This window comes from Mycobacterium stomatepiae (genome assembly GCF_010731715.1).
GTDB classification, from domain to species: Bacteria; Actinomycetota; Actinomycetes; order Mycobacteriales; family Mycobacteriaceae; genus Mycobacterium; species Mycobacterium stomatepiae.
Map to the genome: position 1 here is coordinate 5156782 of NZ_AP022587.1, position 13235 is coordinate 5170016.

General features: G+C 67.3%; 12 protein-coding genes. 8 read left to right on the forward strand and 4 right to left on the reverse strand.

What is annotated here, in order from left to right:
- Nucleotides 1–185: 185 nt before the first annotated feature.
- Entirely contained in the window at nt 186–1445 is a 1260-nt protein-coding gene (locus tag G6N54_RS24600; protein ID WP_456299235.1) for an IS30 family transposase, read from the forward strand.
- Nucleotides 1446–1523: 78 nt separating this feature from the next.
- Here the strand turns inward: G6N54_RS24600 and G6N54_RS24605 are convergent, their stop codons facing one another.
- Both G6N54_RS24605 and G6N54_RS24610 read right to left on the reverse strand, forming a co-directional pair.
- Nucleotides 1524–2741, reverse strand: a complete 1218-nt coding sequence (locus tag G6N54_RS24605) for an acetyl-CoA C-acetyltransferase (protein ID WP_163792823.1) — start codon at nt 2739–2741, stop codon at nt 1524–1526.
- Nucleotides 2742–2831: 90 nt separating this feature from the next.
- Nucleotides 2832–3791: an SGNH/GDSL hydrolase family protein gene (locus tag G6N54_RS24610; RefSeq protein WP_163792825.1), complete on the reverse strand. Its 960-nt coding sequence runs from the start codon at nt 3789–3791 to the stop codon at nt 2832–2834.
- Nucleotides 3792–4021: 230 nt separating this feature from the next.
- Between G6N54_RS24610 and G6N54_RS24615 the strand changes: the two genes are divergently transcribed.
- From G6N54_RS24615 to G6N54_RS24630, 4 genes are all read left to right on the forward strand, one after another.
- On the forward strand, nt 4022–5089 hold the full coding sequence (locus G6N54_RS24615; protein ID WP_163792827.1) for an alpha/beta hydrolase: 1068 nt from the start codon (nt 4022–4024) through the stop codon (nt 5087–5089).
- Between the two features lie 75 nt (nt 5090–5164).
- Nucleotides 5165–6571, forward strand: coding sequence for a cystathionine beta-synthase (locus G6N54_RS24620; protein ID WP_163792829.1), 1407 nt, complete (start codon nt 5165–5167; stop codon nt 6569–6571).
- A gap of 97 nt (nt 6572–6668) precedes the next feature.
- Nucleotides 6669–7349 (forward strand): RDD family protein, encoded by a 681-nt coding sequence (locus G6N54_RS24625; RefSeq protein WP_163792831.1) that lies wholly within the window; start codon nt 6669–6671, stop codon nt 7347–7349.
- 257 nt (nt 7350–7606) lie between these two features.
- Complete coding sequence (locus G6N54_RS24630) at nt 7607–8773, forward strand: cystathionine gamma-synthase (protein ID WP_163792833.1); 1167 nt, start codon at nt 7607–7609, stop codon at nt 8771–8773.
- A 12-nt stretch (nt 8774–8785) separates the two neighbouring features.
- Here the strand turns inward: G6N54_RS24630 and greA are convergent, their stop codons facing one another.
- A complete protein-coding gene (gene greA / locus G6N54_RS24635) occupies nt 8786–9280 on the reverse strand; it encodes a transcription elongation factor GreA (RefSeq protein WP_163792835.1) in 495 nt (164 codons plus the stop codon).
- Nucleotides 9281–9494: 214 nt separating this feature from the next.
- Nucleotides 9495–9929: a DUF4307 domain-containing protein gene (locus tag G6N54_RS24640; RefSeq protein WP_163792837.1), complete on the reverse strand. Its 435-nt coding sequence runs from the start codon at nt 9927–9929 to the stop codon at nt 9495–9497.
- A 124-nt stretch (nt 9930–10053) separates the two neighbouring features.
- Between G6N54_RS24640 and mca the strand changes: the two genes are divergently transcribed.
- From mca to G6N54_RS24655, 3 genes are read left to right on the forward strand one after another with little or no spacing between them, the layout of a single operon-like run.
- Nucleotides 10054–10926 carry a mycothiol conjugate amidase Mca gene (gene mca, locus G6N54_RS24645; RefSeq protein ID WP_163792839.1) on the forward strand — a complete coding sequence of 291 codons (873 nt, stop codon included), beginning with the start codon at nt 10054–10056 and terminating at the stop codon, nt 10924–10926.
- Nucleotides 10923–11219, forward strand: a complete 297-nt coding sequence (locus G6N54_RS24650) for a hypothetical protein (RefSeq protein ID WP_163792841.1) — start codon at nt 10923–10925, stop codon at nt 11217–11219. The genes mca and G6N54_RS24650 overlap by 4 nt, the downstream gene beginning before the upstream one ends.
- Entirely contained in the window at nt 11206–13230 is a 2025-nt protein-coding gene (locus G6N54_RS24655) for a thioredoxin domain-containing protein (protein WP_163792843.1), read from the forward strand. The genes G6N54_RS24650 and G6N54_RS24655 overlap by 14 nt, the downstream gene beginning before the upstream one ends.
- Nucleotides 13231–13235 lie beyond the last annotated feature (5 nt).

The window sequence follows — 13235 nt, forward strand, 5'->3', positions numbered from 1 at the left end:
GAAAAAGCCGGCGCGCCCATGGGTGCGTCGGCTTTTTTGGTTGCCTGCCGCATCGGCTTTTTGGCTGCGCTAGAGCAGTCCCGGCCGCATCGAGTGTGCGATTACGGCTTTGAGTGTGCGCTACGGCGGCCTCGCCCGGCTTGAGTTCAAGGGGTGGTTGCAACACTTCGTAGTTAGGGGTGTTGATGACGGGTCAGCCTCAGTTGTTGGTGGTGCAGCGGCGGTATTGGGATTTGATCGCTGCGGGATGGTCCTCGGAGGATGCCGGGGTGGCGGTCGGCGTGTCGGCGACGTGCGGTAGCAAGTGGTTTCGCAGGTTTGGTGGTGTGAATCCACGATGGTCAAAGCCTCAAGGACAGCGACGGCCGCGGCTGTCGGCGGATGAGCGTGAACAGATCATGATCGGCACCGCGCACGGTGAGTCGATCCGTTCGATGGCGCGCCGGTTGGGCCGGGCGCCGTCGACGATCATGCGCGAGATTGCCCACAACGGTGTCATGCGAGGGCATGTGGGCCGTTATCGCGCCCGGTATCGGTTCGGGGCCCGCCGGGCCGGTTGGGACGCGAAGTCGGGCTACTCGGCGCGCATCGCTCAGCGGCGCAGCGAGCAACGGGCGCGTCGACCCAAGACCGGCAAGTTGGGCCGCTGTGAGCAATTGCGGGCCGAGGTGCAAGCGTTGTTGGTCAACAAGTACAGCCCCGAACAGATCGCCGGGGTATTGACCGCGACCTATCCTGACCGCCCGGAGATGCAGGTGTCCCACGAAACCATCTACCAGGCGCTTTACGTGCAAGGGCGCGGAGAACTGCGCCGGGAACTGAGGACATGCCTGCGCACCGGGCGCGCGTTGCGTAAACCGCGCCGACGGGCCCGCGCCGGTGACGGCCGCGGCCGTATCCAAGGCATGGTCAACATCAGTGAGCGGCCCGCCGAAGCTAACGACCGCGCCGTGCCAGGCCATTGGGAAGGAGACCTGATCATCGGCAAGGACCAGGCCTCTCAAATCGGCACGCTGGTTGAACGTTCCACCGGATATGTCCGACTGCTGCACCTACCCCATACCCGTAGCGCCGAGGCCGTCGCCGAGGCCATGATCGCCGCGGTCAAAGACCTGCCCGCCACCTTGCGCCGCACCGTGACCTGGGACCAAGGCCACGAAATGGCCCACCACGCCCGCATCAGCATCGACACCGGCATCGAGGTTTACTTCTGCGATCCCCACTCACCCTGGCAGCGCGGTAGCAATGAGAACACCAACGGCCTACTACGGCAATACTTTCCAAAGGGCACCGACCTTTCGGTGCACGACGCCGAACACCTCGCCTACGTCGCCGACGAACTCAACGGACGACCCCGAAAACGCTTCAACTGGGACAACCCCACCAACCGCCTCAACAAGCTACTGTCCACCCCGACAGACACAACTGTTGCAACCAAACCTTGAATCCACCCATGCCGAAGCCGCCGTGACCGCACACTCAAAGCCGCGGGCACACTCGACGAGCTAGCTGAGCCGCGATAGCTAGCTGAGCCGCTCGATCACCATGGCCATGCCCTGGCCGCCGCCGACGCACATGGTCTCCAGACCGAACGTCTTGTCGTGGGTCTGCAGGTTGTTGATCAGCGTGGTGGCGATGCGCGCGCCGGTCATGCCGAAGGGGTGGCCCAGCGCGATCGCGCCACCGGAGACGTTCAGCTTGTCCTCGTCCATGCCCAGCTCGCGCGCGGAGCCCAGCACCTGCACGGCGAAGGCCTCGTTGATCTCGTAGAGGTCGATGTCATTGATCGACATGCCGGCCCGGGCCAACGCCTTCTTGCACGCCTCGATCGGGCCCAGGCCCATGATCTCCGGCGAGAGGCCGCTGACCCCGGTCGACACGATGCGGGCCAGCGGCGTCAGACCCAGCTCCTTGGCCTTGGTGTCGCTGGTGATCACCAGCGCCGCCGCGCCGTCGTTCAGGGGACACGCGTTGCCCGCGGTCACCGTGCCGTTGGGCCGAAAGACCGGCTTGAGCTCGCTGATCTTCTCGTACGTGGTGCCGGCCCGCGGACCGTCATCGGTGCTCACCGTGGTGCCATCGGGCAGGGTGACGGGGGTGATCTCGCGCTCGAAGAACCCGCTCTTGATCGCTTCCTCGGCGCGGTTCTGGCTGCGCACCCCCCAGTGGTCCTGGTCCTCGCGGCTGATGCCGGTCAGGATGGCGACGTTTTCGGCCGTCTGGCCCATCGCGATGTAGACGTCGGGCAGGTTTCCGTCGGCGCGAGGATCGTGCCAATCGTCGGCGCCCGCGGCGGCCGCCGTCGAACGTTCCTGGGCCTCGTCGAACAGCGGGTTCTTGGTGTCCGGCCACGAGTCGGAGTTGCCCTTGGCGAACCGGGACACGGTCTCCACGCCCGCCGAGATGAACGCGTCGCCCTCGCCGGCCTTGATCGCGTGGAACGCCATCCGCGTGGTCTGCAGCGACGACGAGCAGTACCGGTTGACGGTGGTGCCCGGCAGGAAGTCGTAGCCGAGTTCGACGGCGACGACGCGCGCCATGTTGAAGCCGGATTCGCCGCCCGGCAGGCCGCAGCCCAGGATCAGGTCGTCGATCTGGTGCGGGTTGAGCGCGGGCACCTTGTCGAGCGCGGCGCGCACCATCTGGGCGGCCAGGTCGTCGGGGCGCATGCTGACCAGCGAGCCCTTCATGGCGCGCCCGATCGGCGAGCGGGCGGCGGAGACGATGACGGCTTCGGGCATGACAGTTCCCTCCAAAGTGCGGGCTCGTGTGAAGAACGGGTGGCACACCCACCCCGACGGGCTAAAGCAAATCTAGTCCGTGCCGATCGCTCAGTTCGACGACGGGGCGGCTTCGCTGGGCGCCGGACGCCGCCACAGCTTCGACATGGCACTGAGCGGGGTGTGGCCGCCGCTGACCATGGGTGTCTCGGCACGTGCGGCCAGGTTCAGCACCGGGCCCTCGATCTGTTCGCCCAGCGCATCGCAGAGCGCCACCAGCAGCTGCGCGGCGGCCAAGGCGTACGCGGTGGGCGAGGGGTGGAAGCCGTCGGCCGAGAACATCAGCTCGGGAGTGGCCCGGAACTGGGGAGCCAGCAGATGCGCCAGGGGCACCGGCACCCCGCCGGCGGATCGCACCGCCGCGGCCTGGGCGCGGGCGAGCTGCCTGGTCCGCGCGCGTGCCAGCGACCGCAGCGGCTGGGGGATCGCGGAGATCACGCCGAGGTCCGGGCAGGTCCCGATGATCACGACGGCGCCACGGGACCGCAACTTGCGCACCGTGCGCCCCAACCGTCGCGCCGACTGGCTGATCCCGTTGAGGGCGGTGACGTCGTTGGCGCCGATCATCATCACGGCCGCATCCGGCGGCGACCCGGCCACGAACATCGCGTCGACCTGCCCGCTGACGCCCTTCGAGGTGGCACCGACAATGGCCTTGGTGCTCAACCGAATACGCTTACCGGTCTGCTCGGCGAGCCCGCGCGCAATCAGCACGCCCGGTACTTCTTCGGCGCTCGCGCAGCCGTACCCGGTGGCGGTCGAGTCGCCGAAGATCATCAGGTGCAGGTCCGCGGTCATGCCGCGCTGCCAGCGTTCCACCGGCCCGCCGCCCGGGCTGTATACGCCGTCGGCGCGGGGCGGGATGTCCCAGGCCCGGGGGATCACCGTGCGCGCGTGCGTCGCTTGGCCAACCAGCAGGTTGCGCGCGCCCAGATAGGTCGTACCTGTCGAAGCGACTGCGCCCGCCGTGGCCAGGGCGATTGTCGAAAGACGCGGCACCCTTACGGTCACGGGATCAGTTTAGATCGACTGTCGTGTTTGCGCGGACGCGCGACAAACAAAGCGGTCACGTTGTGAATCAGATGTGGTATCAAATCAGACTCTTCAAACGTTCTTCTAAGAAATACCTGTAAAGCTAAGTTTGACGGGTTGGCTGAGTAGCTCGGCGCACGAATTGAACTGGGCGCTTGGCTTGCTCGTCACATGCTGTATTGCACTACAAAGGCGTAGGAGTGTCGAGCATGACCGCACCTAGCAAGATTTCCGGTGCACCCCGGAATACTGCCCACCTTCGTGACCTGCTGAAGTCGCGCAGGGCCGAGGCGCGCAAATTCGCGACCAGCGACGGTGCCCCGGTCGAGGTTCTCGAATCCGGCCCCAGCGTCCAGGGACGAGTAGCCACACTGGCCTCACGCGTGACGATCCGGCCCATTTTGGCGGCTGGCAGCTACGCGCCGACCCTGCCCTGGCCCTGGGGTCTGATCGACCTCGCGGCCCGGGCCTTGCTGCCCGTGTCGGCTACCGTGCGCCAGACCGTGACGTTGCCGAACGCGTCGGCGCAATTGGTCCGCGCACCCGGAGTGCTGCCCGCGGACGGCACCCGGCGGGTAGTGCTCTACTTTCACGGCGGGGCGTTCCTGACCTGCGGGGCAAACTCTCACGGCCGAGTGGTCGAAGCGATCTCGAAGTTTGCTGACTCGCCCGTTCTGGTGATCAACTACCGGCTGTTGCCCAAGCACTCGATCGGCATGGCGGTGCAAGACTGTCAGGACGCCTACCGATGGTTGCGCCGCCGCGGTTACGAACCGGACCAGATCGTTCTCGCCGGCGATTCCGCGGGTGGATATCTCGCGCTGACCCTCGCGCAACGGCTGCAGTCCGAAGGCGAGGAGCCGGCGGCGCTGGTCGCGATCTCGCCGCTGCTGCAGCTAGCAAAGGAATACAAGCAAACACATCCAAACATCAAGACCGATGCGATGTTCGGCGCGAAGGCATTCGACGCGCTGATCGAATTGGTTGCTAGCGCGGCCGAGAAGCACATCGTCGACGGCAAGCCCGAGGAGATTTATGAACCGCTGGAACACATCAAACCCGGTCTTCCGCGCACGCTGATCCACGTGTCGGGATCCGAGGTGCTGCTGCACGACGCGCGGCTGGCGGCGAGCCGGCTTGCGGCCGTCGGCGTGCCGGCCGAGGTCCGTGTCTGGCCCGGTCAGGTCCACGACTTCCAGCTCGCGGCGCCATTGGTGCCCGAGGCGGTTCGGTCGCTGCGCCAAATCGGGGAGTACATCCGCGAAGCCACCGGCTAGCCGTTCGGTTCGGTGCGGCCGGCCCGTACCGAGAGCGGGTGTGCGCGGCCAGAAATCGCCTGAGACGATGAACGCATGCGAATCGCGCAGCACATCAGTGACATCATCGGCGGCACGCCACTGGTTCGCCTGAACTCCGTGATCCCCGCCGGTGCTGGCACGGTGGCGGCGAAGGTCGAATACCTCAACCCGGGCGGTAGCTCCAAGGACCGCATCGCGGTGAAGATGATCGACGCCGCAGAGGCCGCCGGGCTGCTCCAGCCGGGCGGCACCATCGTCGAGCCCACCTCGGGCAATACCGGCGTCGGTCTGGCGCTGGTTGCCCAGCACCGCGGCTATAAGTGCGTGTTCGTCTGCCCTGACAAGGTCAGCGAGGACAAGCGCAACGTGCTGATCGCCTACGGCGCCGAGGTGGTGGTGTGTCCGACGGCGGTGCCGCCGGAACACCCGGACAGCTACTACAGCGTCTCCGACCGGCTGGTCCGCGAGATCGACGGCGCCTGGAAACCCGACCAATACGCCAACCCGCAGGGCCCGGCCAGCCACTACGCGACCACCGGCCCCGAGATTTGGGCCGACACCGACGGCAAGGTCACCCACTTCGTCGCCGGCATCGGCACCGGGGGCACGATCACCGGTGCGGGCCGCTACCTCAAGGAGGTGTCCGGCGGGGCGGTGCGCATCGTCGGCGCGGACCCGGAAGGGTCGGTGTACTCGGGTGGCACCGGCCGGCCCTACCTTGTCGAGGGTGTCGGCGAGGATTTTTGGCCCGCGGCCTACGACCCGACGGTGCCCGACCAGATCATCGCGGTGTCCGACTCCGACTCGTTCGACATGACCAGGCGGCTGGCCCGTGAGGAAGCGATGCTGGTCGGCGGCTCGTGCGGGATGGCCGTGGTGGCCGCGGCGAAGGTGGCCGAGGAGGCGGGGCCCGACGCGCTGGTCGTCGTGCTGCTGCCCGACGGCGGACGCGGCTACATGTCGAAGATCTTCAACGATGCGTGGATGTCGTCCTACGGCTTCCTGCGTACCCGCCTCGACGGGTCGACCGAGCAGCCCACGGTCGGCGACGTGCTGCGCGGAAAGTCCGGCGCGCTACCCGATTTGGTCCACACCCACCCGACCGAGACGGTCCGCGACGCCATCGGCATTCTGCGCGAGTACGGCGTGTCCCAGATGCCTGTGGTCGGCGCCGAGCCGCCGGTGATGGCCGGTGAGGTCGCCGGCAGCGTCTCCGAGCGCGAACTCCTCTCGGCCGTCTTCGAGGGCCGCGCCAAATTGGCCGACGCGGTCTCGCAGCATATGAGCCCGTCGCTGCCGATCATCGGCGCCGGCGAGCTGGTCGGCGCCGCCGGAAAGGCGCTGCGCGACTGGGATGCGCTGATGGTCGTCGAGGAAGGCAAGCCCGTCGGGGTCATCACCCGATACGACCTGTTGGGGTTCCTGTCGGACGGGCCTCGCGTACCGACCGGACGGCGTTAGCCACAGCGTTTGCTCAGGGCCCGGAACGTCCGCGACCGGGGAATTCTCAGGTACTGTAATGCGGCTAGTTCAGCTAACCGCGGTGGAAGGTTGCACCATGACCGATCAGCCGCCGCCCTCTTCGCCGCCTGAACCACCCGGTGGCTATGAACCGGCCCCTGGCGGGTATGAACCCGCTCCCTCCGCGCCCGGTGCCTCCTACCCGCCGCCCCCGCCGCCGCCCGGCGGCGGCTACCCTCCGCCGCCTCCGTCGTCTGCCGGTGGATACGCTCCGCCGCCGCCCGGACCCGCCGTCCGGGCGCTGCCGACGGACTCCTACACACCGTGGATCACCCGGGTGCTGGCGCTGCTCATCGACTACCTGCCCTACGCGATCGTCCAGGGCATCGGCACCGGGATCATGTATGCCACCCAGCAGTCGTCCTGCGTCACCGACATCACTCAGTACGACGTGAGCCAGTATTGCGTTAGCCAGCCCTCGACGATCGGCCAGCTGGCGCAATGGCTGGCGACGCTGGCGGGCTTGGCCTACTGGCTCTGGAACCGGGGTTATCGCCAGGGCACCACCGGATCGAGCCTTGGCAAGACGGTGATGAAAATCAAGGTGGTCAGCGAGACCACCGGTGAGCCGATCGGCTTCGGATTGTCCGTCGTGCGCGACCTCGCCCACTTCGTCGACGCGGTCATCTGCTTCATCGGGTTCCTGTTCCCGTTGTGGGACGCCAAACGGCAGACGCTCGCCGACAAGATCCTGACGACGGTGGTCCTGCCGATCTGACGGCTCTTTCTGCTCAGCCCGAACCCATCCGTTGCTCCAGACCGACCGCGTCCGCCAGCTCGTCGCGGTGCTGTCGCAGGCGGGATGCTCCTCGCCCAATTCGCCTGTCAGATCAGCGCCTCGGCGATCGCATTCATCGTGTGCTGCGGCGCGATCGCAGCGTGACTGCGTATTCGCCCAGCAGCGCCACGAGCAGAAACGTGATGATCGTGGTGACACGCCACGCGCATCCGCCTGCCTCACTAGGCTGAACGGCGATGAGCGAAACCCGAAACGCACCCGACGGAATCAACGGGCTGGCCACCAAGGCCATCCATGCCGGTTATCACCCGGATCCGGCGACCGGGGCGGTGAACGCCCCGATCTACGCCAGCAGCACGTTCGCCCAAGACGGCGTCGGGGGTCTGCGCGGCGGGTTCGAGTACGCGCGCACCGGCAACCCGACCCGGGCCGCGCTAGAGGCGTCGCTGGCGGCGGTCGAAGGCGGCGCCTTCGGGCGAGCGTTCAGCTCCGGCATGGCCGCAACCGACTGCGCGCTGCGTGCGATGCTGAGGCCCGGAGACCATCTGGTCATCCCAAATGACGCCTACGGCGGCACATTCCGCTTGATCGACAAGGTCTTCACCCAGTGGAACGTCGGGTACACGCCGGCTGCGCTCTCGGACCTCGACGCTGTCGCGGCCGCGATCACGCCGCAGACCCGGCTGATTTGGGTTGAGACACCGACGAATCCGCTGCTTTCCATCGCCGACATCGCGGCCATCGCCGAGTTGGCCAAGCGAAATTCGGCGAAAGTGTTGGTGGACAGCACTTTCGCTTCACCCGCACTGCAGCAGGCGCTGACGCTGGGCGCCGACGTCGTGCTGCACTCGACGACCAAGTACATCGGTGGCCACTCCGACGTGGTGGGCGGTGCTTTGGTCACCAACGACAAATCGCTCGACGACGCCTTCGCCTTCCTGCAGAACGGGGCCGGCGCGGTACCCGGCCCGTTCGATGCCTACCTGACGATGCGCGGCCTGAAGACGTTGGTACTGCGGATGCAGCGGCACAGCGAAAATGCTTTGGCCGTAGCGGAATTCCTCGCCGGGCACCCGTCGGTGAGCACGGTGCTGTATCCGGGTCTGCCCACCCATCCCGGCCACCAGGTCGCCGCGCGCCAGATGTCCGGCTTCGGCGGCATGGTGTCGGTACGCATGCGCGGTGGCCGGGCTGCCGCCGAAAAGCTTTGTGCGGCCACCAAAGTGTTCATCCTGGCCGAGTCGCTGGGTGGGGTCGAGTCGCTGATCGAGCACCCCAGCGCCATGACGCACGCATCGACTGCCGGTTCGCAATTGGAAGTGCCCGACGACCTGGTTCGGCTGTCAGTGGGCATCGAGGACGTCGGCGACCTGCTGGCCGACCTCGAACAGGCCCTGGGCTAGTTCGCTGCGGAACTAGTCGTGATACGGCTCCGCGCTCACCAGCGTGACCTCGACGGTGTTGCCGTTGGGCACCTGGTAGCTGCGCGTCTCGCCGACCTTGGCGTCGATCAGGGCCTCGCCCAACGGTGACTTGGGTGAGTACACCTCGAGCTTGCCGTCCTTGACGCCCTCCTGGCGAGTGGCGATCAGGAACGTCTCCGTGTCGGACTTGTCACCGTCGTAGTACACCTTGACCACCGAGCCGGGCAGCGCGATGCCGGACTGCTTGGGAGCCTCGCCGACCTTGGCGTTGTTGAGCAGGTCCTGCAGCTGGCGGATGCGCGCCTCCTGCTGACCCTGCTCCTCACGGGCGGCGTGGTATCCGCCGTTCTCCCGAAGGTCGCCCTCCTCGCGGCGGTCGTTGATTTCCGCGGCGATGACGGGACGATTCGCGATCAGCTGATCGAGCTCAGCCTTCAGCCGGTCATGTGATTCCTGGGTCAGCCAGGTCACCTGAGTGTCCGTCATCTCGTCGTGCTCCTCGTCGTATCTCTCCGCGTAACCGGGTAAGTCTGTAGAACTCCGCTAACGGAGTGTCTGGGTCCCGCCCCTTGCTGCCGTGCCGTTGGGCTTACGGCCGCTAATGCAGCAATACACGGTCCCAGCAGGAACCGTGCATTCATCCATGCTACCACCGTGGAAACAGCCGATGACGTCATTCGAGCTTTGCCTTTCTGATCTGTCAGGCTGCGCGCAGGTAGCCGGGCACGTCGCTGCCGCATCCGTAAATGTCTGCCATCGCGGGCGGCTGTGACGACTTCACGGTCGTCGTGACCTGCACCGTTGCCTGCGTCGACGGCCCCACCAGTACCTCGCGCCGGCCCGTTTCGCTGCCGTCCTTGGCGCGAACCCGCACGATGCAATCCACGGGGCGCGACGGATCAGATCGCCTCACGCTGATCGTGATTGTCGCCGTCTCGTTGTCGACCACTTGATAGCCGGCCAGCGAACCCGAGACGTCACTGGTGCCCAGCCGTTGGTAGCCGACGATCGCGACGCCGATGCCGGCCGCCAGCACCGCCAGACCTAGCGCGATGGCCACCCGGCGTCGTGAGGCCCGGGACAGTCGCGAGCGCCCGTAGCGGTCCTCGGGGCGCAGAATGGAAGTCTGGGTCATGGCTGTTTCAAGTGTGGGCTAGTTGGCTGGCGGCGCTCGGCTGACAGCATGCGACATGGGGAAACTAGAATTATAGGGTCCTTATAGGCTTCGAGGGGAGACCGGCGGACCGACAAGGGGACACGTGAGCGAACTGCGGTTGATGGCGGTGCACGCCCACCCCGACGACGAATCCAGCAAGGGTGCGGCAACGCTCGCCAGGTATGCCGACGAGGGTCACCGTGTGCTGGTCGTGACGTTGACCGGGGGCGAGCGCGGCGACATCCTCAATCCGGCGATGGACCTGCCCGACGTGCAGGAGCACATCGCCGAGATTCGCCGTGACGAGATGGCCAAGGCGGCCGAAATTCTCGGCGTCGAGCACGCGTGGCTCGGCTTCGTCGATTCCGGTCTGCCCAAGGGTGATCCACCGCCACCGCTGCCCGACGGCTGCTTCGCGCTGGTGCCGCTGGAGGAGTCCGTCGAGGCGCTGGTGCGGGTGGTCCGCGAATTCCGTCCGCACGTGATCACCACGTACGACGAGAACGGCGGCTACCCGCATCCGGATCACATTGCCTGCCACAAGGTTTCGGTCGGTGCCTACGAGGCCGCCGGTGACCACGCCCGCTTCCCGGACGCCGGCGAGCCTTGGACGGTGTCCAAGCTCTACTACAACCACGGCTTCCTGCGGGCGCGAATGCAGCTGTTGCACGACGAAGCCATCAAGCACGGTCACGAACCGCCGTTCCAAAAGTGGCTCGAACACTGGAAACCCGAGCACGATCCGTTCGAGTCGCGGGTGACCACGCGAGTGGAGTGTTCGCAATATTTCAGCCAGCGCGACGACGCGCTGCGGGCACACGCCACCCAGATCGACCCGAACGCCGACTTCTTCGCCGCCCCGATCGCCTGGCAGCAGCGGCTATGGCCGACTGAGGAATACGAGCTGGCACGCTCTCGCGTGCCTATCCGGCTGCCCGAGGACGACCTGTTCACCGGAATCGGGGACCACCCGTGAGGCACCTTTTGCTCACGGTGATCGCTGACGGGACGCCGCACAACACGGGGCCCGATTTCGGCAAGGCCAGCCCGATCGGGCTGCTCGTCGTCGTGCTGTTGTTGATCGCCACCCTGTTTCTGCTGCGCTCGATGAACCGGCAACTGAAGAAGGTGCCCGAGTCGTTCGACCCCCAGCACCCCGAGCCCGATCAGGCCGCCGACGAGGGCACCGATGCGGTCGGCCCGCCACCTGACCAGGCTCCCGGGCCGGGAGGCGGATCGGCGTCAGGACCCGGCGATGAGCCCGGCTGATTCGTCTTCGGCCAATACTCTCGGGCTGGCCACCAGCCCTTATCTGCGTCAACACGCCGACAATCCGGCGCACTGGCAGCAGTGGACGCCGGAGGCGATGCAAGACGCGGCGGACCGCGATGTGCCGATCCTGCTCTCGATCGGCTACGCCGCTTGTCACTGGTGTCATGTGATGGCTCACGAATCGTTCTCCGACGACGAGGTGGCGGCCGCGATGAACGCGGATTTCGTCTGCGTCAAGGTCGACCGCGAGGAACGGCCGGACATCGATGCGGTTTACATGAACGCCACCGTCGCGCTCACCGGGCACGGCGGCTGGCCGATGACGTGTTTCCTGACCCCGGACGGTCGGCCCTTCTTCTGCGGCACTTACTATCCGAAAGACGGTTTCCTGCAACTCCTTTCGGCCGTCAGCGAAACCTGGCGGGACCGCCGCGGTGAGGTGGAGGAGGCCTCCGACCACATCGCCGGCGAGCTGCGCAGGATGGCCTCTTCTTTTGGGGAAAGCCGGGCCGGCGGCCAGGACGTCGACCCGGCGCTGTGTGATCACGCGGTGGCCGCGGTGCTGGCCGACCAGGACACCGCGCACGGCGGGTTCGCCGTCGCGCCGAAGTTTCCGCCGTCGGCGGTTCTCGAAGCGCTGCTGCGCCACTACGAGCGCACCGGATCGGCGTCGACGCTAGAGGCGGTCGAGCGCACCGGGACCGCGATGGCTCGCGGCGGAATCTACGACCAACTCGGCGGCGGCTTCGCGCGCTACAGCGTCGACAATGCCTGGGTGGTACCGCATTTCGAGAAGATGCTGTACGACAACGCGCTGTTGCTGCGCGCCTACGCGCACTGGGCCCGACGTACCGGGAATCCGTTGGCCCGCCGGGTCACCGCGCAGACCGCGCAGTTTCTGCTCGACGAGCTGTCCGACGGCGCCATGTTCATTTCGTCGCTGGATGCCGACGCCGACGGCCGCGAGGGCTCGACCTACGCCTGGACGCCGCAGCAGTTGATCGAGGTGCTCGGCCCCGATGACGGCCCTTGGGCCGCTGAGGTTTTCGCGGTCAGCCAGGACGGGACCTTCGAGCACGGGACGTCGGTGCTGCAGTTGCCCGCCGATCCCGACGACCCGCAACGGTTGGAACGGGTGCGGACGGTGCTGTTGGCCGCCCGGCGCACCCGCACCCAGCCGGCGCGCGACGACAAAGTCGTCACGTCGTGGAACGGGCTGGCGATCACCGCGCTGGCCGAGGCCAGCGTGGCGCTGGACGAGCCCGAATTGGCCCGCGCGGCGCGGCGCTGCGCGACGGCGCTGCTGGACCTGCACGTCGTCGGCGGCCGGCTGCGGCGGGCCAGCCTCGGCGGGGTGGTCGGCGAGAGCGCCGCCATTCTGGAGGACCACGCGACGCTGGCCGCCGGGCTGCTGGCGCTTTACCAGCTGACCGTCGAGGACGTCTGGCTGACCGCGGCGTCCGAACTGCTCGACACCGCGTGCGCCCACTTCGCCGATCCGCAGCGACCGGGCCGCTGGTACGACACCGCCGACGATGCCGAGCAGTTGATGCTGCGGCCGGCCGATCCGCTGGACGGCGCCACCCCGTCGGGCGCGTCGACGATCACCGACGCGCTGCTGACCGCGGCGCATCTGGTGGGCAGTGTCACGGCGCCGCGCTACCTGAAAGCCGCGACCGAGGCGCTGGCCGCGCATTCGGTACTGCTGGCGAAGGCGCCGCGGTCGGCCGGGCATTGGATTGCCGTGGCCGAAGCCGCGATCCGCGGCCCGCTGCAGATCGCGGTCGCCTGCCACTCGCTGTGCTCACCGCTGCTGACCGACGCCCGCCGGTTCGCGCCCGGCGGGGCGATCGTGATGGGCGGCAAGATGGACTCGTCGGCGCTGTTGGTCGGCCGGGATCGGGTGCGCGGCGACGACGCCGCCTACGTGTGCCGGGGCCGTCTCTGCGATCTGCCGGTGACCCGGTCGGCCGACCTGGCGGCCGCCCTGGGCGTGCCCGCGCGCTAGCGCCG

Coding starts and splice junctions, on each gene's coding strand:
- G6N54_RS24640 (WP_163792837.1), bottom strand. CDS start 9,929: ATGACCCAGACTTCCATTCTGCGCCCCGAGGACCGCTACGGGCGCTCG.
- G6N54_RS24625 (WP_163792831.1), top strand. CDS start 6,669: ATGACCGATCAGCCGCCGCCCTCTTCGCCGCCTGAACCACCCGGTGGC.
- G6N54_RS24620 (WP_163792829.1), top strand. CDS start 5,165: ATGCGAATCGCGCAGCACATCAGTGACATCATCGGCGGCACGCCACTG.
- G6N54_RS24655 (WP_163792843.1), top strand. CDS start 11,206: ATGAGCCCGGCTGATTCGTCTTCGGCCAATACTCTCGGGCTGGCCACC.
- G6N54_RS24630 (WP_163792833.1), top strand. CDS start 7,607: ATGAGCGAAACCCGAAACGCACCCGACGGAATCAACGGGCTGGCCACC.
- G6N54_RS24615 (WP_163792827.1), top strand. CDS start 4,022: ATGACCGCACCTAGCAAGATTTCCGGTGCACCCCGGAATACTGCCCAC.
- G6N54_RS24600 (WP_456299235.1), top strand. CDS start 186: ATGACGGGTCAGCCTCAGTTGTTGGTGGTGCAGCGGCGGTATTGGGAT.
- greA (WP_163792835.1), bottom strand. CDS start 9,280: ATGACGGACACTCAGGTGACCTGGCTGACCCAGGAATCACATGACCGG.
- G6N54_RS24605 (WP_163792823.1), bottom strand. CDS start 2,741: ATGCCCGAAGCCGTCATCGTCTCCGCCGCCCGCTCGCCGATCGGGCGC.